The organism is Nonomuraea sp. NPDC003201 (assembly GCF_053590415.1).
The window spans coordinates 1-23,223 of sequence record NZ_JBSFTC010000067.1 but is presented as its reverse complement, the minus strand read 5'-3'; the positions used below and the strand labels follow the sequence as shown (position 1 = coordinate 23,223).

At 72.8% G+C, this 23,223-nt stretch carries 21 protein-coding genes and 1 pseudogene; 8 read left to right on the top strand and 14 right to left on the bottom strand.

Annotated elements, in window-relative coordinates:
• Positions 1 to 10 precede the first annotated feature (10 nt).
• Positions 11 to 1,126: a cellulase-like family protein gene (locus tag ACWDX9_RS24005; protein WP_449957476.1), complete on the bottom strand. Its 1,116-nt coding sequence runs from the start codon at positions 1,124 to 1,126 to the stop codon at positions 11 to 13.
• Positions 1,127 to 1,257: 131 nt separating this feature from the next.
• On the opposite strand from ACWDX9_RS24005, the gene ACWDX9_RS24000 reads away from it, so the two are divergent.
• Together ACWDX9_RS24000 and ACWDX9_RS23995 are read left to right on the top strand one after the other, a co-directional pair.
• Positions 1,258 to 2,463 (top strand): mandelate racemase/muconate lactonizing enzyme family protein, encoded by a 1,206-nt coding sequence (locus tag ACWDX9_RS24000; protein ID WP_449957474.1) that lies wholly within the window; start codon positions 1,258 to 1,260, stop codon positions 2,461 to 2,463.
• A 46-nt stretch (positions 2,464 to 2,509) separates the two neighbouring features.
• Entirely contained in the window at positions 2,510 to 3,562 is a 1,053-nt protein-coding gene (locus ACWDX9_RS23995) for a zinc-binding dehydrogenase (protein WP_449957472.1), read from the top strand.
• Between the two features lie 33 nt (positions 3,563 to 3,595).
• Here ACWDX9_RS23995 and ACWDX9_RS23990 read toward each other — a convergent pair whose 3' ends face one another.
• Positions 3,596 to 4,027, bottom strand: a complete 432-nt coding sequence (locus tag ACWDX9_RS23990; RefSeq protein ID WP_449957470.1) for a MarR family winged helix-turn-helix transcriptional regulator — start codon at positions 4,025 to 4,027, stop codon at positions 3,596 to 3,598.
• A gap of 102 nt (positions 4,028 to 4,129) precedes the next feature.
• Here ACWDX9_RS23990 and ACWDX9_RS23985 point away from each other — a divergent pair, with 102 nt between their 5' ends.
• Positions 4,130 to 5,578 carry an MFS transporter gene (locus tag ACWDX9_RS23985; RefSeq protein WP_449957468.1) on the top strand — a complete coding sequence of 483 codons (1,449 nt, stop codon included), beginning with the start codon at positions 4,130 to 4,132 and terminating at the stop codon, positions 5,576 to 5,578.
• A 35-nt stretch (positions 5,579 to 5,613) separates the two neighbouring features.
• Here the strand turns inward: ACWDX9_RS23985 and ACWDX9_RS23980 are convergent, their stop codons facing one another.
• The 3 genes from ACWDX9_RS23980 to ACWDX9_RS23970 form a co-directional block, all read right to left on the bottom strand.
• Entirely contained in the window at positions 5,614 to 6,768 is a 1,155-nt protein-coding gene (locus tag ACWDX9_RS23980; RefSeq protein WP_449957467.1) for an NAD(P)/FAD-dependent oxidoreductase, read from the bottom strand.
• Complete coding sequence (locus tag ACWDX9_RS23975) at positions 6,765 to 6,965, bottom strand: ferredoxin (RefSeq protein ID WP_449957465.1); 201 nt, start codon at positions 6,963 to 6,965, stop codon at positions 6,765 to 6,767. The genes ACWDX9_RS23980 and ACWDX9_RS23975 overlap by 4 nt, the downstream gene beginning before the upstream one ends.
• A 78-nt stretch (positions 6,966 to 7,043) precedes the next feature.
• Positions 7,044 to 7,793: an SDR family NAD(P)-dependent oxidoreductase gene (locus tag ACWDX9_RS23970; RefSeq protein WP_449957463.1), complete on the bottom strand. Its 750-nt coding sequence runs from the start codon at positions 7,791 to 7,793 to the stop codon at positions 7,044 to 7,046.
• A gap of 89 nt (positions 7,794 to 7,882) precedes the next feature.
• Between ACWDX9_RS23970 and ACWDX9_RS23965 the strand changes: the two genes are divergently transcribed.
• Entirely contained in the window at positions 7,883 to 8,443 is a 561-nt protein-coding gene (locus tag ACWDX9_RS23965) for a TetR/AcrR family transcriptional regulator (protein WP_449957462.1), read from the top strand.
• A gap of 140 nt (positions 8,444 to 8,583) precedes the next feature.
• Here the strand turns inward: ACWDX9_RS23965 and ACWDX9_RS23960 are convergent.
• The 5 genes and pseudogenes from ACWDX9_RS23960 to ACWDX9_RS23940 all read right to left on the bottom strand — a co-directional run.
• Positions 8,584 to 8,984 (bottom strand): annotated as a pseudogene (locus tag ACWDX9_RS23960) (ATP-binding cassette domain-containing protein); the annotation flags it as partial.
• Between the two features lie 69 nt (positions 8,985 to 9,053).
• Positions 9,054 to 9,578, bottom strand: coding sequence for an EXLDI protein (locus ACWDX9_RS23955; protein ID WP_185072484.1), 525 nt, complete (start codon positions 9,576 to 9,578; stop codon positions 9,054 to 9,056).
• Positions 9,579 to 9,643: 65 nt separating this feature from the next.
• On the bottom strand, positions 9,644 to 10,531 hold the full coding sequence (locus ACWDX9_RS23950; protein ID WP_449957460.1) for a DNA-3-methyladenine glycosylase family protein: 888 nt from the start codon (positions 10,529 to 10,531) through the stop codon (positions 9,644 to 9,646).
• Positions 10,532 to 10,659: 128 nt separating this feature from the next.
• Positions 10,660 to 11,763 carry an esterase-like activity of phytase family protein gene (locus ACWDX9_RS23945; RefSeq protein ID WP_449957514.1) on the bottom strand — a complete coding sequence of 368 codons (1,104 nt, stop codon included), beginning with the start codon at positions 11,761 to 11,763 and terminating at the stop codon, positions 10,660 to 10,662.
• 120 nt (positions 11,764 to 11,883) lie between these two features.
• Complete coding sequence (locus ACWDX9_RS23940) at positions 11,884 to 12,510, bottom strand: FadR/GntR family transcriptional regulator (protein ID WP_449957458.1); 627 nt, start codon at positions 12,508 to 12,510, stop codon at positions 11,884 to 11,886.
• Positions 12,511 to 12,609: 99 nt separating this feature from the next.
• Here ACWDX9_RS23940 and ACWDX9_RS23935 point away from each other — a divergent pair, with 99 nt between their 5' ends.
• Genes ACWDX9_RS23935 through ACWDX9_RS23925 form a run of 3 tightly spaced genes read left to right on the top strand, consistent with a single transcriptional unit; the run spans position 12,610 to position 16,579 of the window.
• Positions 12,610 to 13,929 carry an SLC13 family permease gene (locus ACWDX9_RS23935; protein WP_449957456.1) on the top strand — a complete coding sequence of 440 codons (1,320 nt, stop codon included), beginning with the start codon at positions 12,610 to 12,612 and terminating at the stop codon, positions 13,927 to 13,929.
• Positions 13,926 to 15,092, top strand: coding sequence for a CaiB/BaiF CoA transferase family protein (locus ACWDX9_RS23930; protein WP_449957455.1), 1,167 nt, complete (start codon positions 13,926 to 13,928; stop codon positions 15,090 to 15,092). The genes ACWDX9_RS23935 and ACWDX9_RS23930 overlap by 4 nt, the downstream gene beginning before the upstream one ends.
• Entirely contained in the window at positions 15,077 to 16,579 is a 1,503-nt protein-coding gene (locus ACWDX9_RS23925) for a carboxyl transferase domain-containing protein (RefSeq protein WP_449957453.1), read from the top strand. The genes ACWDX9_RS23930 and ACWDX9_RS23925 overlap by 16 nt, the downstream gene beginning before the upstream one ends.
• 42 nt (positions 16,580 to 16,621) lie before the next feature.
• Here the strand turns inward: ACWDX9_RS23925 and ACWDX9_RS23920 are convergent, their stop codons facing one another.
• Positions 16,622 to 17,041, bottom strand: a complete 420-nt coding sequence (locus tag ACWDX9_RS23920) for a CoA-binding protein (RefSeq protein WP_357747268.1) — start codon at positions 17,039 to 17,041, stop codon at positions 16,622 to 16,624.
• Positions 17,042 to 17,221: 180 nt separating this feature from the next.
• On the opposite strand from ACWDX9_RS23920, the gene ACWDX9_RS23915 reads away from it, so the two are divergent.
• Positions 17,222 to 18,499, top strand: coding sequence for a poly(ethylene terephthalate) hydrolase family protein (locus ACWDX9_RS23915; protein WP_449957451.1), 1,278 nt, complete (start codon positions 17,222 to 17,224; stop codon positions 18,497 to 18,499).
• 50 nt (positions 18,500 to 18,549) lie between these two features.
• Here ACWDX9_RS23915 and ACWDX9_RS23910 read toward each other — a convergent pair whose 3' ends face one another.
• From ACWDX9_RS23910 to ACWDX9_RS23900, 3 genes are all read right to left on the bottom strand, one after another.
• Positions 18,550 to 19,938 carry an amino acid permease gene (locus ACWDX9_RS23910; protein ID WP_449957449.1) on the bottom strand — a complete coding sequence of 463 codons (1,389 nt, stop codon included), beginning with the start codon at positions 19,936 to 19,938 and terminating at the stop codon, positions 18,550 to 18,552.
• 16 nt (positions 19,939 to 19,954) lie between these two features.
• Positions 19,955 to 22,129: an NACHT domain-containing protein gene (locus ACWDX9_RS23905; protein WP_449957447.1), complete on the bottom strand. Its 2,175-nt coding sequence runs from the start codon at positions 22,127 to 22,129 to the stop codon at positions 19,955 to 19,957.
• 68 nt (positions 22,130 to 22,197) lie between these two features.
• Positions 22,198 to 23,223, bottom strand: a 1,026-nt coding sequence (locus ACWDX9_RS23900; RefSeq protein WP_449957445.1) for a YcaO-like family protein, incomplete at its 5' end; no start/stop codon positions are given.

The following is a 23,223-nucleotide window of genomic DNA, read 5'->3' as shown; positions in this document are numbered from 1 at the left end:
CCGGTTCCTCTCAGGGGACGGTCGTGAAGTCGGTGACCCCCGCGTGGATGGCGTCGGTCATGCGCCGGTGCCAGGCGATGTCGCGCCACATGCCGTCGAACTGGGGGCCGCAGAAGTTGCTGGTCGCGAGCGCCTCCCAGCGCCCGGTGGCCAGCGCGGCCCGTACCCCGATCTCGCACAGCTCCTTGACCCAGCCCCAGTCGCGGCCGGGGCCGTCCTTGTAGTTCACGATCCCCCAGCATTCGGTGGTCACCAGCGGCTTGCCGGCCGCCCGCGACCACGCCGCGACCTCCCCGATGTGCTCGGTCAGGCATCCGGCCCACCGCTGCGGGTCGGACCGGTACAGGCGCTCGGCCGGGCCGGACAGCGGCTCGTAGGCCCGCGGGTCGAACTGGGAGTGGTGCAGGTCGTAGCCGATCTCCGCGTAGAAGTCGGTGGTGGCCTGCGGTGTCATCCACACGTGCGGTTCGAGCAGGTCCAGGTCGGACAGGTCCTCGCCCGGGGCGCCGGTGGTCTCGGTGCAGCCGGACAGCGTGTAGCGGTGGCGGGGGTGGGCGGCGCGCAGGGTGGAGATCGCCTCTTTGGCCCAGGTCTGTACGGCCGCGTCGCCCCGGGACAGGGTCTCGGCGCTCGCGTCGTTGCCGTACAGGAAGGGCGCCCACATCGCGAGCGGCCACTCGTTCACCAGGTCGACGAAGTAGACGGCGTCGGCGAGGCCGGCGTCCTCGATCGCCGAGAGGGTGACGTCCCAGATCCGGGCCAGGTCGGCCGGGGTCCTGATCCGCGAGCGGACGTCGAGCTCGTCCTTCCTGAACCACGAGGACAGCGCGACCCGCAGCCCGCGGTCCGCGCATGCCCGGATGAAGTCGAGCAGGCCGGGCAGCACGCGTACGGAGACCGGCTCGGTGGCGCCCCAGGACTCGAAGTGCCACACGGGGAGCAGGCGCCAGGTCCGCTCCGGATCGGCCGCCACCAGGTGGGGGAAGGCGTCGATGCGTACCGCGTCGTAGCCCCGTTCGGCCAGTTCGTCGAGCGCGCGGTCCCAGTCCTGGTAGCCGGCGCCGTCCCAGCGCCGTTCGAGCCAGGAGAAGTCCCACATGGTGATCGCTAGGGGACTGGTGGTCAACGTCATAGTCTCAACATCCGTTCGATGTTGGTCTTACCAGATTGGTAGATCGTGGCTGGCTGAAGCGTGACTGTCAAGGCTCTTCGTGGTCCTTGCGGGTTACTGGTCTAACCAGCTAGCGTTCTTGGACCATGAGCACCCGAGCCGTCGCCGGCCTGGAGACCATCCGATGCCCGATTCAGCCCAACGTGCTCCTGATGCGGCTGCACGCCGACGACGGCCTCACCGGCCTCGGCGAGTCGTTCTTCGGGGCGGAGGCGGTCGAGGCCTACCTGCACGAGACCGTCGCACCACTCCTCGTGGGAGCGCCATTGCCCAGCCCCGAGCGGCTGCGCCGGCTGCTCACCGGCCACGTGGGCTTCCAGGGCAGCGGGGTCGAGACCCGGGGCAACGGGGCCGTCGACATCGCCGTGTGGGACCTGCTCGGCAAGGCCACCGGGCAGCCCGTCGCCACCCTGCTCGGCGGCCCCTACCAGGACAGCCTCCCCGTCTACAACACCTGCGCGGGCCCCTCCTACGTCAAGAACGAGCCGCGCCAGGCCGTCTCCAACTGGGGTCTGGCCGACACGTCGCGGTACGAGGACCTGCGCGGCTTCCTGGAACGGCCCGGCGAGCTGGCCGGGGAGCTGTGGGACGAGGGACTGCGGGCCATGAAGGTGTGGCCGTTCGACCAGGCGGCCGAGCGCACCGGCGGCATGCGGCTGGAGCGGGCCGACCTGCTGGCCGGCCTGAAGGTGCTCGACGACATCAAGAACGCCGTCCCCGAGATGGACGTCATGGTCGAGCTGCACGGCCTGTGGAGCCTGCATGCCGCGCTCGGGCTGGTCAGGGAGCTCGAACGCTTCACCCCGTACTGGGTCGAGGACCCGCTGCGGTCCGACAGCCAGGCCTCGTACGCCACGCTGCAGGCCGCGACGCCGGTGCCGCTGGCCACCGGCGAGACGCTGACCGGGCAGCGCGCGTTCCGGGGGCTGCTCGAACGCGCGGGGATCCGGGTGGCCATCGTGGACATCGGCTGGACGGGCGGGCTGACCGAGGCCCGCAAGATCGCCGCGCTCGCGGACTCGTACGACCTGCCGTTCGCGCCGCACGACTGCACCGGGCCGATCTCGTTCGCGGCGTGCGTACACCTGGCCCTGAGCCAGCCCAACGCGCTGGTGCAGGAGAGCGTGCGCGCCTTCCGCCACACCTGGTACGGGGAGCTGGCCACCGGCCTGCCGCTCGTGGAGGACGGCCGGGTGCGCCTGGAGGACCGGCCCGGCCTGGGCGTGGAGCTCACCGACGGCCTCACCACCCGCCCGGGCGTCACGACCCGCCTGACCGGCACCCGCCCATGAGCCGCGCCCACCGCCGCCACCGCGCCCGGCCGAGCGGGGTGCGGGGATGACGCGGATGGCGGCGTTGCGCTGGTACGGGCGTGGCGACGTGCGGCTGGTCGAGACCGAAATCCCCAGCCCAGGTCCCGGCGAGGTCCTGATCGCGGTGACGCTCTGCGGCATCTGCGGCAGCGACGTCGAGGAGTACCGGGCGGGACCGATCGTCGTGCCGGTCACGCCGCACCCGCTGACCGGCCGGACGGCCCCGCTCACCCTGGGGCACGAGGTCGTCGGCGTGGTCGCCCGCCCCGGCCCCGGCGTCGACCTGGCCCCGGGCACCCCGGTCGTCCCGGACGTCGTGCTGGGCTGCGGCCGGTGCTGGTGGTGCGCCCGCGGGGACTACCCGCTGTGCGAACGCGGGGCGGCGCTCGGACTGCAGGACGACGGAGGGCTGGCCGAGTACCTGGTGGCGCCGGCCGGCCGCTGCGTCCCGCTGCCCGAGGGCATGCCCGCCGAGGTCGCCGTCTTCGCCGAGCCCGCGGCGGTCGCCGTACGGGCGCTCGACAAGGCCGGTGACGTGTCCGGGGCCGTGGTCGCGGTCGTCGGGTCCGGCGCCATCGGGCTGCTGGTCGCCCAGGTGGCCGTCTGCCGCGGGGCGGCGGCCGTCGTCGCGGTCGACCCGGACCCGGGCCGCCGCGCGCTGGCCGGCTCGTGCGGCTTCACCGGCGCGGCGCCCGGCGAGGCGGCGGACGCCGTCCGCGAGCTGACCGGCGGACGTGGGGCCGACGTGGTCGTGGAGAGCGCGGGAACGCCCGCCGCGGTGACGGACGCGCTGTCGCTGTGCCGCCGCGGCGGCACCACGGTCCTGCTCGGCGTCACCCCGGAGCCCGCCGTCCTGTCCACGCTGGACGTGGTGCTGGGGGAGAAGCGCATCGTGGGGTCGGCCTCGCACCGATGGGACACCGACGTACGCGCCGCCGTCGCCCTGCTGCACGCCGGTCACCTCCGGGTGGATCGGCTGCCCGTCCAGACCGTCCCGCTCCCGGACGCCGTACGACGCGGCCTGGCCGACCCGCCCCGCGACATCCTGAAGACCATCGTCACCCTCGCAAGCGCCTGAGCGGACGGCACGCCGCCGCCCCGCGTGGTGCCGTCAGTGTTCGATGCTGGCGTTGAAGTGGGCCAGGCCCCGGGCGAACGCGGCCAGCTCCTCCGGGGTCCAGTCCTTCAGGACCGTGGCGAGCCCATGGATCCGGTACGCGCGCTCCCCAGCGACCCGCCGCAGCCCTTCCTCGGTGATGCGGAGCTTGCGGGCCATCCCGCCCTCGGGGTCGGGGATGCGCTCGGCGAGCCCGTCGCGGAGCAGGACGGCGGTCTGCCGGTTGACGGTGGAGGTGTCCAGGCTGAACGCCTGCGCGAGCTGGCCGATCGACATCGGCCCCTCGGCCTCCAGCCGGCTGAGCAGGATGTAGCTGCTGCCACGCTCCAGGCAGCGTTCCGAAGCAGGCGCGGCCGACGACGCCAGCTCCTTATATCGGCCGATGAGCATGAGCTCGCGCTCGATGTCAACGATCTCCTCGCGCATGATTACCTCCCCACGGCGGTCAGAATATCCCTCTATATGGTGATGTGTAGGATACATACCATATGCATCGTGCATATAATTCTGCGAGATACGGGAGAACTCATGAGTTCAACGCGTGCCGCACCGTCCAGCGGAGCGATCATCAGCGTGCTGGCGGCGGCGGGCATCACGGTCTCGCTGATGCAGACCCTGATGGTGCCGCTGATCGCGACCCTGCCGACCCTCCTGCACACCACGACCGCCAACGCCTTCTGGGCCATCACCGCGACCCTCCTGGCCGGCGCGGTCGCCATGCCCGTCTCGGGGCGGCTCGGCGACCTGTACGGCAAGCGCCGCGTCATGATCGTCAGCGCGGTCCTGCTGGCCGTCGGCTCCCTGGTGTGCGCCCCCGCCAACTCGCTGGCCCCCATGGTGATCGGCCGCGCGCTGCAGGGACTCGGGATGGGCGTGATCCCGCTGGGCATCGCCATCATGCGGGACGTGCTGCCGCCGCAGCGGCTCGGCTCGGCCATCGGCCTGATGAGCTCCTCGCTCGGCGTGGGCGGAGCGCTCGGCCTGCCCGCCGCCGCGTTCGTCGCCCAGTACGTGAGCTGGCACGCGCTGTTCTGGGGAGCCGCCGCGCTCGGCGTGGTGATGAGCGTGCTGATCTTCATGATCGTGCCGGAGTCGCCGGTCAAGTCACCGGGGCGCTTCGACTTCGTGGGGGCGGTGGGGCTGGCGGCCGGTCTGGCCCTGTTCCTGCTGCCGGTCTCCAAGGGCAGCGACTGGGGCTGGACGAGCGGCACCACGCTCGGCATGTTCGCCGCCTCGGCGGTGATCCTGCTGCTGTGGGGCTGGTGGGAGCTGCGCGTGTCCGCGCCCCTGATCGACCTGCGCACCAGCGCGCGCCGTCAGGTGCTGCTGACCAACCTGGCCTCCATCGTCATCGGCTTCGGCATGTACGCGATGTCGCTGATCACGCCGCAGCTCCTGCAACTGCCCGAGGCCACCGGGTACGGCCTGGGCCGCTCGATGGTCGAGGCCGGGCTGTGGATGGCCCCGGCCGGGCTGGTCATGATGGCGATCTCGCCGGTGGCCGCCCGCCTGTCGGGGGCTCGCGGGCCCAAGACGTCCCTGCTGCTCGGCACGATCGTCATCGCCTCCGGATACCTCCTGGCCCTCGTCCTGATGGGGCACGCGTGGGGCGTCCTGGTCTTCTCGTCCGTGGTCAGCGCCGGGATCGGCTTCGCGTACGCGGCCATGCCGTCCATCATCATGAGCGCCGTGCCGCGTACCGAGACGGCCGCCGCCAACGGGCTCAACAGCCTGATGCGCTCGATCGGCACGTCCTGTGCCAGTGCCGTGCTCGGGGCGGTGCTGGCCAACCTGACGGTCACGTTCGGGTCCGTGACGCTGCCGTCCGAGGCCGGGTTCCGCGCCGGTTTCCTCATCGGCGGCGGGGTCGCCCTGGTGGCGGCGCTCATCGTGCTGACCATCCCCGGCCGCCGCGCCGCGCAGCCGCAGCCGGCCGGCCTGCCCGCCGACACCGACCAGCAGGTCCGCACCCGCTGACCCACGTGGGGTGGCAGGCCGCCACCCCACGCGGGTTACGTCGTGCCCAGCTGAGCGCGGCGCAGGCGGGCGGCCTTGGCCATGTTCCAGCCCAGCACCGCCGTGACCACGCCGTCGAGCCGGTAGAGGGCGACGAAGCGGTTCTGCTCGGGGTCGCCCTCGACCACGCTCACCTCCGCCTCGGGCGACGGCAGCCCGTGGACCTGGAGCTTGACGTCGTACTGGTCGGTCCAGAAGTACGGGACGGGCGCGTAGGCCAGGTCCTCGCCGAGGATGTTGGCGGCCACGACCTGGGCCTGCTCGACGGCGTTGGTCCGGTTCTCCAGCCGCAGCCGCCGGCCGAGCCCCTCGTGCTGCCAGGAGGCCACGTCGCCCACCGCGTAGACGCCGTCGCCGGCGCGGCAGCGGGAGTCGCACTCCACGCCGTCACGCAGGGCCAGCCCGCTGTCGCCGAGCCATCCGGTCGCCGGGCGGGAGCCGATCGCCACCACCACCGCGTCGGCGGGCAGCAGCTCGCCGGACGCCAGGCGTACCCCGGTCACCCGGCCGCTCTCGGAGGCCAGGCCCTGGACCCCGACGCCGAGCCGCAGCCGGACGCCGTGCTCGGCGTGCTTCCTGGTGAGCAGCGCGGCGGCCGGGTCGCCGAGCTGGTCGGCCAGGACCGCGCGGCCGAGGCCGACGAGGGTGACGTCCAGGCCGAGACCGCGCGCGGTGGCGGCCACCTCCGCCCCCAGCACGCCCTCGCCCACGACGACGAGGCGCGGTCCTTCGAGCAGGTGGGCGCGGAGCGCGAGCGCGTCGTCCAGCGAGCGCAGAACGTGCACGCCCGCCAGCCCGTCCTGGCCGGGCAGCCGGGACGGGGTCAGCCCGGTGGCCAGCACGACGGCCTGCGCGCGCAGGGTCCGCCCGGACGCGGCGGACACCTCCCGCGCCTCGGGGTCCAGCCGCACCGCGGGGTCGCCGAGGATGAACGTCGCGCCCAGCTTGTCCAGCTCGGTCCCGGCCCGCAGGTGCGCCCGCTCGCTCTCCCACGTGCCGGCCAGCACCTGCTTGGACAGCGGCGGGCGATCGTAGGGCGGGTGCGGCTCGGCGCCCAGCACGGTCAGGCCGCCCTGGTGGCCCTTGCGGCGCAGCGCCTCCGCGACGGCCAGGCCGCCGGCGGAGGCGCCCACGATCAGGACGTCCGTCAAGACTGCCCGTCCAGGGTGATCGCGGCGGCCGGGCAGACGGCGGCCGCCTCGCGTACGGCGGCGTGCAGGGGCTCGGCCGGCGACGGGTCCAGCAGGATCACGATGCCGTCGTCCTCACCCTGGTCGAACACCTCGGGGGCGAGCAGCACGCAGCTGCCTGCCCCACAACATTTGTCCGTGTCGACGGTGACGTTCATCAGAGGGTTCCTTTCGGTTCTACCGGCGCCGCAGGCCGCCGACGACGAGCCCTTCGCGGCGCTTCAGCTCCTCGGCGGTCAGGCCGCCGACCAGCCGCCGTCAACCGGGACGATCGCCCCGTTGATGAACGAGGCGGCATCCGAGGCGAGGAAGAGCGCGGCGTCGGCCATCTGCTCCGGCTGGGCCAGCCGCTCGCCGAGGGCGAGCACGGGGCCGAGCCGGGCGGCGCCGGTGGGGTCGAAGGAGGCGTTCGTGGCGATGTTGGTCATGGTGGGGCCGGGCAGGATGGCGTTGCAGCGGATGCCGTCCTTGGCGTGCGCCCAGGCCACGCTGCGGGTCAGGCCGACCACGCCGTGCTTGGACGCGGTGTAGGCGGCGCCGGCCGCCCCGCCTCGGATGCCGGCCTCCGAGGCGGTGTTGACGATCGCGCCGGAGCCCTGGCGCAGCATGTGCGGCAGCACCGCGTGGGTGACCAGGAACGTGCCGGTCAGGTTCACCCGCAGGACCCGTTCCCACAGCTCGACCGGGATGTCGGCGGGCAGCGCCATCGTGTCCATGATCCCGGCGTTGTTGCACAGCACGTCGATGCGGCCGTACGCGCCGATCGCCGTCTCGGTCAGCGCGGCCACCGACGCCTCGTCGGAGATGTCGGCGGCGACCGCGACGGCCGCCTCGCCGATCTCCTCGGCGGTCCGCCCGGCCGACTCCTTGTCGATGTCGCAGGCCACGACGCGGGCGCCCGCCTTGGCGAACGCCACGGCCATTGCCCGGCCGATTCCGGACCCCGCGCCTGTGATCAGGGCGACGCGATCGTCGAATGTGCTCAAGAGCCCGTCCTTTCGCCAGCCGTCCTCCGGCCCGCCATGCTCCCGGCACGGCAACCGGACGATGTTGTCCGGTTGCTACGATACCCGCTGTGCCGGAGTCACGTCGACCGAACAGAGGACCGAGCGCCGCAGCCGAGAACCGGGCGGCGCTGGTCGCGGCCGCCCGTGAGGTGTTCGCCAGCGCCGGATACAACGCGCCGCTGAGCACGGTCGCCCGCGCCGCCGGGGTCGGGCAGGGCAGCCTCTACCGGCACTTCCCCGACCGGATCAGCCTCGCGATGGCCGTCTTCGAGGACGGCGTCACGGAGCTGGAGGCGCTGGCGGCCCGGCCCGGCACCACGCTCGACGACCTGCTGGCGCTGCTGACCGAGCAGGCCATCACCTCGACCGCGTTCATCGAGCTGGTCAGCACGCGGCCGAGCGAGCCCGATCCCCGCATCATCGACGTACGCGATCGCGTGGCGGGAGTCCTGGCGGGCGTGCTCGGCGACGCCCGGCGCGCGGGGCACGTCCGTGACGGCGTCTCGGCCGACGACCTGGTGCTGGCCATCGGCATGCTCGCCGGGGTCCTGGCCAAGACCCCGGCGCCCGACCGGCGCGCCACCGCCGACCGGGTGTGGGCGCTGCTGCGCGAGGGCCTCTCGCCCTGAGCGGGCCCGCGCCCGTCGCCGGGAGGGGTCACCGGCTGACCGCCCGCTGGTACAGGCGCGTGGCCAGCGGCACGAACACCACCAGGATCAGCGCCGACCAGGACAGCGACACCGCCACCGCGTGCTGGAGCGGCCAGACCCCGCACCGGGCGGTCGGCCGCGCCGGTCAGGTCGAAGCGCTCCAGCAGCTCCCGGGCGCGCTGCCTGCTGCGCCCGCCGCCCAGGTGGTAGAGGCGGCCGGCCATCTCCAGGTTCTCGGCGCCGGTCATGTGGTCGTCGACCGCGCGTACTGGCCGGACGCGCCGATGCGCGAGCGCAGCCGGTCGGCCTGCGTGGCGACGTCCAGGCCGGCGACGGTGGCGTGTCCGGCGTCCGGTCTCACCAGGGTGGTCAGGATCCGTACGGTCGTGGTCTTTCCTGCGCCGTCGGGGCCGAGCAGGCCGAGCACCGTGCCCTCCGGGACGGACAGGTCCATTTCGTCGAGGGCGACGACGTCGCCGTACTTCTTGACCAGGCCCTCGGCGTGAATGGCGGGGGGCATCGCGGTAACCATGATTTGTGGGCATGACGGGATGGCGGACGGTCGCCCGCCCGCTTCGATCAGCGGGTACTAGATGTCCAGGTCCTCGACTGCGGGCCGCTCGGCCAGGTCGGCGATCAGGTCGTAGAACTCGTCAGGGATCTTGCCGCGCAGCTCCTCGACCGTGTCGAAGACGTCCAGCGTGGCCGCGCCCTGCACGAAGCCCCATCTCGTCTCGCCCAGGCCGAGGTAGCCGCGCCAGGTGCTCACCCAGTCGTCGGACTCCGAGCCGCTCACCCAGTCGGGCGAGCGGTCGACGTGCAGCACGAACTTGCCCTTGCGCGAGCGGTACACCCGGAACATCTCCACCCGCCCGCTGCGGCTGGTGCGGCCCCACTCGCCGAGCAGCACGCCGGAGAAGCGCTGCTTGCGCCCGGCGCCCTGGCCGACCTGCACGATGATCTCTTCGTAGCCCTCCTGGCGGCCCTCCTCCATCTCGACGTAGCGTCGCAGTGCCACGCTGATGGCGGTCGACAGCTTGCCGCCGGCGAGCTCCTGCGCCCGCTGGAAGATCGGCAGATCCTCGTCCGAGACGTAGATCGTTTTGTTCGGCATCGTCTCACCCTCATCCCGTATACGTATGAGTCTACGTATACGGGAAGCGGATGGCAACGGGGCTCTCAGTCGCGGTCGTCGACGGTCCCGTAGGAGGAGGCCCTGAAGAGGAAGGAGGCCCAGGACCGGTAGGGCCGCCACGCCTCGGCCAGCTTCCGGTACGCGCTCGGCGGCGCGTCCTCCGGCAGGCCGTACGCCTCGCGCAGGATCGCGAACAGGCGCGGCTCGTCGCCGGGGAACGCGTCCGGCGCGCCCGCGCCGCGGATCAGGATCAGCCCCGCGGAGAACGGCCCCACGCCGGGCAGCGCGCGCAGTTCGGCCAGGGCATCCTGCGGGTCGAGCGCGCGCAGGTGCTCGGTGGTGAGCACGCCGTCGAGCGCCGCCCGCGCCAGGCCGCGCAGCCACTCCTCCTTCTGCGCCGGCAGCCCGAGGCCCCCGGCCTCCAGCAGCGACACGGGCGGGGGGAAGGCCGATTGCTCCTGCCCGTCCACGGTGACCTTCGCGCCGTACCGGTCCGCGATGCGCTGCTTGATCCGCGAGGCGATGAGCATCGACGAACGCTGCACGATCACCGCCCAGCACGCGGCCTCCCACGGGCTCCAGAAGCACACCGGCCGCAGGCCGGGGCTGCGCCGCTGCAGGTCGCCGAGCACCGGGTCGGCCTCGCCGAGCTTGGCGAAGCCGGCGCCGTCGACGTCGAGGGACAGGATCCGCGCCAGCTCGCCCCGGATCCCCGGCCCGGCGGGCCGCGTCGTGGCCACGGCGACACCGCCCGGTGCGCCCGTCACGGTGACGCCGATCGGCAGCCAGTCGGATTCCGCGCTGTAGGCGAAGCGCATCGCCCGCCCGTCGGAGGGCAGCGCGCTGGTGGCCGGCCAGTCCTCGATGAAGCGCAGCGAGGCGTCGAAGTCGAACGGGCCCTCGGCGGCGAGCGTGAATCCGTGCGTGGTCATGCGCGAATGGTAGGCGCCGGCAAGAACGGTCACGCACCGGAGCGGCCGCATGACAGGCGTCCGCGCCGAGCGGCCGTCGGGCTGAGCGGGCCGGCCGTCGGGCTGAGCGGGACGGCCGGCCGCGGTGCTCAGCCGATCGGGCGGGGGAGGCGGATCGTCAGGATGCGGCTGGGGATGCCGGTGTCCACCAGGCGGCCGTTCGCGTCGAAGGTGCCGACGCCGAAGTCGTTGTCGTTGGCGATGGCGATGGTCCTCGGGTCGAGCACCGCGACACCCTCGATCTTGCCGGGCAGCCCGTCGATCGCCGCCAGGTCCACGGTCAGCGACTTGGCCGCCACGGTGACGTCCGCGGGAAGGGACGCCTCCAGCGACGGCGTGGTCGCCGGGTCGTCGTGGCGGCCGCCGAGGAGGTCGGTCGCCTTGCGGAGGTCCACGGTGTAGAGGCGGGCCACGGCGTCGGTGCGCTCCTGGAGCAGCAGGCGGCCGGGCCTCAGCACGCTGAGCGCGGAGATCTTCATGTCACCCTGCTCGGCGGCCGGTTCGAAGGTGGCGACGTCCTCCATCTTGTAGGCCCACTCGCCGGTGGGCCGCCCGGTCCGCAGGTCCACCCGCAGGATGCGGGCGATGCTGGAGGCCTTGCCGGTCTTCTTGTCGGGGTTGGCCAGCGGGCTCTGCACGGCCAGGTAGAGGGCGCGCTCGGAGGGCGAGACGCCGAGCGCCTCGATGCCGCGGTTCTGCTGGCGGCCGGCGAAGATGGCGGGCAGCGTCTCGCGTACGGGGTAGCCGGCCCCGGTCAGGCCGAGCCCCTTGGGCACGTACCGGGTCAGGATCCGCCCGTCGCCGGCCACGTGCAGCAGCGAGGGGGAGTACTCGTCCACCAGCCAGAAGCCGCCGCGCCCGTCCGTGACGATGTCCTCGGTGTCCAGCCCGTTCGGGTCGTAGGGGAGCGTGGTCAGGCCGTCCCAGGTGTAGGGGGCCTCGTCGTGGCCGGACTGGTTGGACAGGCCGGTGATCGGCGTGCCGTCGGACTTCTTCAGCGGGATGCCGCGCACGATGCGCGCCGTGCCGTGCCGGACGGCCACGCGCACGATCGCGGGCGCGAACTCCGGCACCGGGAACGTGCGCCGCTTCTCGCCGTTGACCTTCGGCTCGCCGTTCGGGCCGCGGTCGGTCACCATCCAGTACTCGCCGTCGCGCCCGGCGGGGTACAGGCCGCTGCCGACGCCGCCCAGCTTGACCCCTCGGGAGCGAGGTTCGATGTCCAGCCGCCGAAGCGCACATGAACGCGCGTTGACGTCACCGCACGGGCATCTCAGGCGCCGCCGCGTGACGGCGCCTGAGCACGAGGTGAGTCAGACCCGGAGCAGGGAGGCGCAGGCGGCCGCCGCCGCGTCGGCGTCACCGATCACGACGGCTCGGGCGAGAGTCGTCAGGCGTTCGGCCGAGACCCGGGCGTCGTCCAGCGGCGCGGCCTCCGAGAGCAGGTCGTCGAGATCGGCCAGCAGGCTGGCCCCCGCGAGCCTGCGCACGCAGGGCCAGGTGTCGGAGAAGCGCACCGGCCGGCCGTCGGCGTCGAGCAGGGCGAGCCGGAGGCTGCGGTCGGGATGCGCCGCCGCGCTGCGCGCCAGCCCCGCCATGATCGCCTCGCGCGCCCGCGCGAGCTCCATCGGGTCGCGCTCGGCCAGCGATAACGCCGGGTCCACCCGCGACTCCTGCAGCGTCGGCGCGAGCACCACGGCGCCGTTGCCGTGCTGGACCTCGACCATGCCCTGGACCTCGAGCGCCACCAGGGCGCGGCTCAGGGTCGCCCGGCTGACGCCGAGCTCGGCGGCCAGACGACGCTCGGGCGGCAGGCGGTCGCCGGGGGAGAGCCCCTGGGCCTCGATGAAGCGCGCGATGTGGTCGGCCAGCTGCACGTAGAGGCGGGGACGCTCCATCCGCTCGGGAACCGCGGAGGTCTGCGGGCGCTTCTTGGTCACGGGGGACAGTCTATTGACATCCGGCGCAGTGGCGCAGAGGCTAGGCCAATCCGGAAATACGCACGTAACCGGAGAGTCACCTGACCCGAGGAGTCGCCGATGTCAGCGGAAGTCGTTGCGTTGGTTGTATTGGTGTTGGTGTTCCTGATAGCCACCGTCCGGTCCATCAACATGGGGGCGCTGGCGCTCGTGGCGGCGTTCGTCGTGGGCACCGCGGTGTTCGGCGTGGAGGTGTCGGACGTCCTCGGCGGCTTCCCGGCCAACCTGTTCGTCATCCTGGTCGGCGTCACGTACCTGTTCGCGCTGGCCAGGAACAACGGCACCGTGGACTGGATCGTGCACCGGGCCGTGGTGGCGGTACGCGGACGTGTCGCGCTGATGCCGTGGGTGATGTTCGTGGTGTGCGCCGCGATCACGGCGATCGGCGCCGCCAGCCCGGCCGCGGTGGCCATCGTGGCCCCGGTGGCCATGGGCTTCGCCGCCCGCTACCGGATCAACCCGGTCATGATGGGCCTGATGGTGGTGCAGGGCGCCACCGGCGGAAGCTTCTCGCCGATCGGCATCTTCGGCGCGATCACCAACGGCGTCGTGGACAAGAGCCACCTTCCGGGCAACCCGGCCGTGCTGTTCTTCAGCGCGATGGGCGCCTGCGCGCTGATCAGCCTGGTCGGCTTCCTCACCCTGGGCGGCACGAAGCTGCTGCAGCGCGACCGCGAGACGCCGAAGCAGCAGGTCGCGACCCTCGCGCGCGCAGGCGCCTCCGGATCCGCGGGCGACTCCGCCGCTGACCCCGACCCCGCCGACGACGCCCTGCCCCGCCTCGACGCTCAGCGCTCCCTCACGCTGGTCGGCCTGCTCGTGCTCGCCGTGGGCGCGCTCGTCTTCGACCTCGACATCGGCTTCCTCGCCCTGGCGGTGGCGGTCGCGCTCACGCTGATCTTCCCCTCCGCGGCCCGCGGCACCGTCGACAAGATCAGCTGGGGTACGGTGCTCCTCGTCGGCGGCATCGTCACCTATGTCTCCCTGCTGGAGGACCAGGGCACGGTGAAGTGGCTCGGCGACGGGGTCGCCCACGTCGGCGCCCCGCTCGTGGCCGCGTTCCTGATCTGCCTCATCGGCGCCGTGGTCTCCGCCTTCGCCTCGACGACCGGCATCCTCGGGGCGCTCATCCCGCTCGCCGTGCCGTTCCTGCAGACCGGTCAGGTCGGCGCCGTCGGCCTGGTCACGGCGCTGGCGATCTCCTCCTCGGTGGTCGACTGCAGCCCGTTCTCGACCAACGGGGCCCTGGTCGTGGCGAACGCGGACGTGTCCGAACGCGACAACGTCTTCAAGCGCCTGATGACCTGGGGCATGACCATCATGGTGGTCGCGCCGGTGCTGTGCTGGGTGATCCTCGTCGTGCCGGGGAGCCTGTCATGAGCGGCCCGCTCGCCGGTTACGTCGTCGTCGACCTGACCAGGGCGCTGGCCGGGCCGCACGCCGCGATGATGCTCGGCGACCTGGGCGCGCGGGTGATCAAGGTGGAGCAGCCCGGGAGCGGCGACGACACCCGGGGCTGGGGCCCGCCGTTCGCCGGCTCCGAGTCCACGTACTTCCTGTCGTGCAACCGCAACAAGCAGTCGATCGCCCTGGACCTGAAGGACGAGGACGGCCGGGCCACCCTCGAGGCCCTGATCCGCAATGCGGACGTGCTGCTGGAGAACTTCCGCGCCGGCGTGCTCGACCGGCTCGGCTTCACCACCGCCCGCCTGCTCGAACTCAACCTGCGGCTGGTCGTGCTGTCCATCACCGGGTTCGGCCACGACGGGCCGGAGGCCGGGCGGGCCGGCTACGACCAGATCGCGCAGGGCGAGGCCGGGCTGATGTCGCTCACCGGGTCCGGACCCGACGACCCGCAACGGGTCGGCGTGCCGATCGGAGACCTGCTGGCCGGCATGTACGGCGCGTACGGCGTGGTCTCAGCGCTGCTCGAACGCGAGCGGACCGGCCGTGGCCAGGTCGTGCGCACCTCGCTGCTGGCCGGGATCGTCGGCGTGCACGCCTTCCAGGGCACCCGCTGGACCGTGGCCGGCGAGGTCGGGCGCGCCCAGGGCAACCACCACCCGTCCATCGCTCCGTACGGGCTGTTCCGGTGCGGGGACGGCCACGTGCAGATCGCGGTGGGCAGCGAGGGACTGTGGCAGCGCTTCTGCGCCGAGTTCGGCCTGGACCCGCGGGAGCCCGGCCTGGCGACGAACGCGGAGCGGGTGGCCGCGGGCCGGCGGCTGGTCGAGCTGGTCGAGGCCGCCTTCGCCCCCTTCGGCGCGGACGAGCTGCTGCGCCGGCTGGCCGCCGCGGGCGTGCCCGCCGGCCGGGTGCGCAGCCTGGACGAGGTGTACGACTGGCCGCAGACCAGGTCGCAGGGCCTGCTCATCGACGTCGAGCACGCGGGCATCGGCGGGATCACGCTGCCCGGCCCGCCGCTGCGGTTCTTCGACCCGGCCGGGCCGGACGGCGAGGTCGAGATCACCAGGACCGACCACGCCGCGCCTCCCGTGCTGAACGCCGACGAGGAGGAGATCCGCTCGTGGCTGTCCGGATGACCGCGCTCGAACTCGTCGAGCTCGCGCTCGACGACGGCTCCTTCCGCAGCTGGGACCGGCCGCTCGGGCCGGTGGAGGACGCCGACGTGACCGCCGCCAGGCAGCGTACGGGCCTGGACGAGGCGGTGATCACGGGGGAGGGGCTGCTCCATGGCCGCCGGGTGGCCGTCGTCGCCTGCGAGTTCGGCTTTCTCGCCGGATCCATCGGGGTCGCCGCCGCCGAACGCCTGGTGACCGCCGTGGAGCGGGCGACCGCCGAGCGGCTGCCGCTGCTCGCCGCGCCCGCCTCGGGCGGTACGAGGATGCAGGAGGGCACGGTGGCGTTCCTGCAGATGGTGAAGATCTCGGCCGCGGTCACGCAGCACAAGGCCGCGGGCCTGCCGTACCTGGTCTACCTGCGCGACCCCACCCTCGGCGGCGTGCTCGCCTCGTGGGGCTCGCTCGGCCACGTCACGGCCGCCGAACCCGGCGCGATGATCGGCTTCCTCGGCCCGCGCGTCTACCGGTCCCTGTACGGCGAGCCGTTCCCGGAGGGCGTCCAGGTCGCCGAGAACCTGTACCGGCACGGCCTGGTCGACGCCGTGCTGCCGCCGCAGGCGCTGGCCGGGATCGCCGACCGCGCGCTGCGCATCCTGCTGGCTCCACCGGCGCCGCCGGCAGGACACGCGGCGCCGTCGGTGGAGCCGCTGCCGGACGTGCCCGCGTGGGAGTCGATCACCCGCTCCAGGCGCGCCGACCGGCCCGGCGTCCGGCAGCTGCTCCGCTACGCCGCCTCGGACGTCCTGCCGCTGAACGGGACCGGCGAGGGAGAGCAGGACCCGGGGCTGTACCTGGCGCTGGCCCGCTTCGGCGGCGTCTCGTGCGTGCTGCTCGGCCAGGACCGGCGCACCCAGACCGACGTGGGGCCGATGGGCCCGGCGGCCCTGCGCGCGGCCCGGCGCGGCTTCCGCCTGGCGCACGAGCTGAACCTGCCGCTCGTCACCGTCATCGACACCCCCGGCGCGGCGCTCAGCCCCGAGGCGGAGGAGGGCGGGCTGGCCGGGGAGATCGCCCGATGCCTGTCCGAGCTTGTCACCCTTGAGGCGCCGACGCTGTCGATCCTGCTCGGCCAGGGCTGCGGCGGCGGCGCGCTCGCGCTGATCCCGTGCGACCGGGTGCTCGTCGCCCAGCACGGCTGGCTGTCACCGCTGCCGCCCGAGGGCGCCAGCGCCATCGTGCACCGCGACGTCGAGCACGCCCCGGAGCTGGCGGCCGCGCAGGGGGTGCGCTCCGCCGACCTGGTCGCCGACGGCATCGCCGACCGGGTCGTCCCCGAGCGCCCGGACGCGGCCGACGAACCGGAGGCGTTCTGCCGCCGCGTCGGGCGCGAGCTGGAGCGGGAGCTCGCCGCGATGCTGCCGCGCCGCCGCCCCGACCTGCTCACCGAACGGCTCCGGCGCTACCGCGCCCTCGGCACCACCCGCGACCGGGCCCAGGCGGCTAGCTAGAAGCCCCGACCGCTCATTCGCGCGCCTCCAGGCAGCGCCCGTTCAGGCATCCCTGCGCAGGGCCCATTCGACGCCCGGACAGCGGTCCATGACGACGTCGAGGCCGGCGCTCAGGGCGCGTTCGGCGGCCGCCTCGTCGATGACGCCGAGCGGGAGCCAGATCGCCTTGGCCCCTGCCGCGATCGCCTCGTCCACCGACTCCCCCGCCAGCTCGGCGCGCCGGTACACCGCGACGACGTCCAGCGGGTCCGGCACCTCGGCCAGCGACGCGTACCCGGGCTCGCCCAGCACGGTCTCGGCGGCCGGATGGACGGGAATGACCCGTCTGCCGCGGGCCTGGAGCAGCCGGGCCTGGTCATAGGCCGTGCGCTCCGGGTTGTCGCTGAGACCCACGAAAGCCCAGTGCCGCGCCCCGTGAAGCAGGCGCTTGATGACGTCGCCGTCGGCGAAGCGGTTTCCCATGCTCGGCACCAACACGGCGCGCCCGCCGGAACTTCCCGCATTCATCTTCCGCTCAGCGGTTGCCGCGCTTTCAACGCCGTTGACCGCCGCATATGGTCCAGAGCGTTGAAGAGCGCTCTCGCGACCGGCCTTTCTGTCCGCGTGCTGGCGAAAGCCACGCCCGTTCCACAGAGGTAGAGCATGAGATCTTCTCTCGTTTTCGTCGCGCTGGCCCTCGCCGCCGCGCTGGTCGGCGGCGCGGGTAGCGCCCAGGCGGTCGCCGACCCGCTGCTGTCGCAGGGCAAGCCCGTCACCGCGTCGTCCGCCGAGAACGCCTCCACGCCCGCCTCGGCGGCCGTGGACGGCAACGCCGCCACCCGCTGGTCGAGCGCCTTCGGCGACCCGCAGTGGCTGCGGGTCGACCTCGGCGGCGCCGCCGCCATCAGCCAGGTGGTGCTCAGCTGGGAGTCCGCGTACGGCAGGGCGTTCCAGATCCAGACCTCCGCCGACGGCCTGACCTGGACCACCGTCTACGCGACCGCCACCGGCACCGGCGGGACGCAGACCCTCGCCGTGACCGGGAACGGGCGGTACGTACGGGTGTACGGCACCGCCCGCGGCACGGCCTACGGCTACTCGCTGTTCGAGTTCCAGGTCTACGGCACGATGGGCGGCACCACGCCACCTCCAGGGGGCACCATCCCCGACCCGACCACCCAGTCGCTGGAGGCGACCACCGGCCCGCTGGCCACCGCGACCTACACCGTCCCCAACCCCAGCGGCTACAAGGCGGGCACGATCACGTACCCGACGGCCGGCGGCTCGTACCCGGGCATCGTGCTCATGCCGGGCTACCAGGGCACCCAGCAGAACCTGAGCTGGCTCGGCCCGCGCCTGGCGTCCTGGGGCTTCGTCGTCCTCAACGTCGACACCAACACGCTGTCCGACAGCCCCGACCAGCGGGGCACCCAGATCAGGGCGGCCGGCACCCAGCTGCTCAACCTCGGCAACGCCACCGGCAACCCCATCTCGGGCAAGCTGAACGGCGTGCTCGGCGCGGCGGGCCACTCCATGGGCGGCGGCGGCACGATGGTGGCGCTGCGCGACGACACCCGGTTCAGGGCGGGCGTGCCGCTGGCGCCCTACCACCAGAGCGGGAGCTTCGCCGGCGTCGCCAAGCCGACCTTCTTCCTGACCTGCGCGAGCGACGTCGCCGCGCCCGGCGGCACGTACGCCAGGCCCTGGTACAACAGCATGACGCAGGCCGAGAAGCTGTACATCGAGGTCCCCGGCGACCACCTCTGCCCGATGACCGGCTACGGCAACAAGGCCAAGCAGGGCAAGTGGATCGTGTCGTTCTTCAGCCGCTGGCTGCGCGACGACGCCCGCTTCACCCCGTTCCTGTGCGGCAGCGTGCGTGACGCCGACCGGAACAACACCTCGCTGGTGACCCAGTGGACGGACACCTGCCCGTTCTGAACGACGAGACCCGGGCACGGCTCCCGAGAGGGGGCCGTGCCCGGCCCGGGCTAATTGAGCGCCGAGTGGCGCCGGCTGTAGGCGAAGTAGATGACCAGCCCGATCAGGAACCAGACGGCGAAGCGCAGCCACGTCACCGGATTCAGGAACGTGATCAGCCAGATCGAGAAGAGCGCCCCGACGCCCGGCACCACCGGCATCCCCGGCAGGCGGAACTGGCGCGGCAGGTCGGGCTGCCGGTAGCGGAGCACGATCACCGCCACGCACACGACCACGAACGCCAGCAGGATCCCGATGTTCGTCAGCTCGGCCGCCTCCCGGATGGGCAGGAACCCGGCGATCAGCGCCGACGCGACGCCCACGATCCAGGTGACCCGCGTGGGCACCCGGCGCACCGGGTGCAGCTTGGCGAACCAGTGCGGCAGCAGCCCGTCCCGGCTCATCGAGAACCAGACCCGGGTGACGCCGAGCATGAACGTGAACATGACCGTGAGGATGCCCACCACGGCCCCCGCCGCGATCAGGGACGCGAGCCCGGGCAGCCCGACGGAGGCGAACGCCGAGGAGAAGCCGCTCTCGGGATCGATCTCCCGGTAGTTCTGCATGCCGGTGAGCACGAGCGTGGCCAGCACGTACAGGACCATGGAGATGGCCAGCGAGTAGATGATCGCCTTCGGCATGTGCCGCTGCGCGTCCCGTGACTCCTCGGCCGCGGTGCTCATCGCGTCGTAGCCGAACACCGCGAAGAACACGGTGGCGGCGCCGGTGATCGCCCCGCTGACCCCGAACGGGAAGAACGGCGTGTAGTTGTACGGGTTGATGTAGAAGAAGCCGACCACGATCACCAGCAGCACGACGGCGACCTTGATGCCCACCACGGACGTCTCGAACCTGGCCGCGGCGCGGATCCCGAGATTCAGCAGGAAGGCGATGAACAGGCACAGGATCGCCGCGAACAGGTCCACCACGTGCCCCGCGCCGGTGCCGGGCGCGCCGAGCATCCACGCGGGCAGCGTGAAGCCGAGCTGCTCCACGAGGAAGCCGAAGTAGCCGGAGATGCCGATGGCCACCACCGCGACGATGGCGGTGTACTCCAGCAGCAGGTCCCAGCCGATGCACCAGCCGACGATCTCCCCGAGGACCGCGTACCCGTAGGTGTAGGCGGACCCGGCCTTCGGGATCAGGCCGGCGAACTCGGCGTACGAGAACGCGGCGGCGGCGCTGGCGATGCCCGCGATGAGGAACGAGACGAGCACGGCCGGCCCCGCGGTCTGGTTGGCGACCGCGCCGGCCAGGGCGAAGATGCCCGCGCCGATGATGCCGCCCACGCCGATGGCGGTGAGCTGCCACAACCCGAGCGACCTGGCCAGCTCGCCCTCGTGCTCGGTGGCGATGAGCTCCACCGGTTTGCGTCTGAAGACGCCTCCTGAAGTTGTCATGACGCCCCCGATGCGACTATGTGCGTCCGTCCTGCCCGCCAGGGCCGTCCCTATGCGAAGGGGCCCTGGCGGGCGGGGTCACGGGCGCCACGTGCCGCCCGTTCGCGAGGTGCTGCTGCAGCTCGACGTGCCGGAACTGGTAGTACGGCCCTTCCGTGCGCAGCAGGCCCAGCCGGTGGGCGTCGTCCAGGAAGTCCATCGCGCGCAGCGGCAGGCTTCCCCGGGTGGCCAGGCGGGGGATCGTCAGCTTGTAGGCCAGCCAGGCGTGGTGGCGGCCCAGGACGAGCCCGAACAGCAGCCCCAGCACCAGGCCGACCAGGATCGACATGTCCGGGGGGATCCCCGAATACAGCAGGACGCCCGCGGTGGCGAGCCCGACCACGAGCCCGCCGATGATCCGGATGGCGGTCAGGGTCCTGTCGGCCTGCCAGGTCGAGCGCGGGGATCTGGCCGTCAGGTCGGCGGTGGGGCTCTCGACCCAGCGGATCAGGCTGAGCAGGGCGACGAACCCGACGAAGGACAGCAGCCCGATCTGCACCGAGGATCTCAGGGCGAAGACCGGCTTCCCGCTCGCGTAGGCCATGAGCCAGCCGACGATGGCCCCCAGGGCTCCGACGATCAGCCCGTCCCGGAGGGCGGGAAGGAGCTCGGCGAGCCTGCCGCGCAGGTGGAAGTCGGCGTGGCCCGGCGACTCGGTGAACCAGGAGCCGATCAGGGTCTCGGCCACGAGCGCGGAGAACAGGCCGGCCATCGCGCTGAAGAAGAGCGACTTCGTCAGCAGGCCGAAGGCCAGCCCGACCACGACCCCGATCACGGCGGCGGCCCCGAACCGGACCGTGCGGCTGGAGGTGTAGCGGGCCAGGTGCCACCAGGCGACGTCGCGCGGGTCCTCCTCGTTGCGTTCGAGCTGGCGGGACAGGTACGTGAGCCAGCGGTCGACCTGCTCCGGCGTCCAGGCGTGCTGGGGCCGGAAGGGCTGCGGCGGGCCTTCGGCGGGCGTACGCGTGCTCACCAGAGCGGGGATGAGCTGGTCGCACAGATGGTCGTGCAACGTCGCCGCGCTGCCGCGCCCGAGCGCCAGCAGCGGCGTCGGATCCACCCGCGGCGCGATGTAGGTGGCGCGGACCAGCCAGAGCCCCAGAGACGTCGAGGTGACCTCGGACAGTGCGGGGACGGTGCCCTTGCGCAGCTCCTCCAGGACCTGGGGCCACACGGAGTGGGGCACCGGCGGCAGGCACGCCTCCAGGTACTCGGCCGACGCGGCGGGGGACATGGGCTGTGGCTCGATGACCGCCGCCGCCGTGAGGGCGTCGCCGATCTCCTCGACGGACTCGGCGAACTGATCGGTACGGCAGGTGAGGATGAGCTGGTCGGTCTCGTACATCGACCGGTTCAGCGCGGTCAGCATGTCCGCGCGGGCGGTGTCGGGCAGCTCGTCCAGGCCGTCGATGACGGGCAGCACCTCGCCCCGGGCCACGAGCGTCTCCGGCATGTCCGTGCCGAGGCCCTCCGCGCGCAGCGCCGGATAGTCCAGCGCCAGGCTCGCGGCCAGCCAGTCCTGCAGCCGCCCATATAGGCGGTCGTCCCAGCGCGCGGCCGACAGCAGCACCGGGACGGGCTCCTCCGGCTCCCGCGTGCGCAGCAGTTCGAGGACGAGCTGCACGGCCAGGGTCGTCTTCCCGGTGCCGGGGCCGCCCAGGATGACCAGCCGGCGGCAGCGCAGGGCGCGGAAGTTACGTGCCATGTCCGCGATGTGCACGTCCAGGCCGGGGAAGGCCACGGTGCCCTTGGCGATGATCTCGGGACGGTCGGCGAGCTCGCGGCGCTCGGTCGAGTGCCAGGGCAGCGGCATGGGCTCGGGATCGCACAGAGAGCGCAGGACCGTCTCGTCACGCCACTGCTGGGTGACCAGCCCGGAGAGGACGTCCTTCGCGGTGGCGACGTCGGCCGAGGTGGGGGCGGCGGTGGCCGCGCCGCGCTTGCGCCACCAGGACAGGAACTGCACCAGGCCGTTGCCCAGCCCTATCGCGCCCGTCACCGCCGCGATGATCTGCGCGGATCCGGCCGTGATCCCCCAGTCCTTCGGCAATCGGGTGGCCACGGTCAGGATCATGGTGGCCAGGGCCAGGAGCAGAACGCCGAGCACCACCGACATCTTGGCCTGGCGATTCTGCCAATATCGTGCGCCCATAAATCCAGTATGTGCGGATAAAGAGGCTGGTAATTCTCCACGTAAGGTCGATAAAGCGGAAAAACCATTCACCTCATTGATGGGGGCCGCCAATCCTGTGGCATCGATTCGGAAACCCGTCCGGCCGCGACGGCCAGCCCCCTGCGGCCGGGCAGGACGAGATTGCCGTCGGTGACCAGCATGAACCGCTCCAGATCCGGCACGATCACGTGCACGGCGGTGATCCCGCAGGGGAGGACGCGCACCATGCGGTGGTAGGCCGGGTGGCCCCGCGCGGCCAGCGTCGCGGCCACCTTCCGCAGCTGGGCGCCGGGAGTCCCGGCCGCCGCGGCGGCCTGCGGAAAGGGGACCACCTGCGCCTCTCGCAGGGCGTCGGTGAGGTCGAAGCGCCCGCACGCGTGCAGCGCGGGGTGCGCCGCCAGCCCGGCCAGATCGCCGCGTACGGCTCCGGAGTGCGGCAGGCCCTCGCCGAGCGTGGTCTGGACGAGCTCCGTGAGCGCCCGCCAGGCGGCGTACGCCGGGTCCAGCGAGGTGCCGCCGCCGCGCCGGTGCGGACGGCGGCCGTCCGGAGCCGTGTACGCCAGCATCGTCGGCACGCCTAGGTCGCTGGTGATGTCCAGCAGGTGCACCGGTGACCCGGTCAGCTCCTCCGCCGTCGCGTACGCCCGCGCGAGGCCGTGCGGAAGCGTCCCCGGGTCGATCAGCCTGAGCCGGAAGCCGTCCCCGCCCAGGAAGGCGCGTACGAGGAGCAGCGACAGGGCGTCCCGCTCCACGGCCTCGTTGAGGGCGTGCAGCAGCGCCTCGGCGGCGGTGATGCCGACGGCCGAGCCGCTGTTGCAGCTGTAGCGCATCAGGTCGGCGTAGTCGCAGTCGTCCCCGGCCAGCTCGCGCAGCGGCGCGGCGCCGGTCTCGGCGTACCAGGGGGCCGACAGGAACAGCGGCACCAGCGCGTCGGCGCGCCTGTGGGGGAGGGGTGGCCCGTCGAGGAGGCGATAGCGCAGGCAGGCCATCCGCCGGCCGGGCGTCCCGGTCAGCAGCAGCGCGCAGGCGTCCCCGCGCAGCGGCCCCGTCGCGCCCGCCGCCCTCGCCTCGGG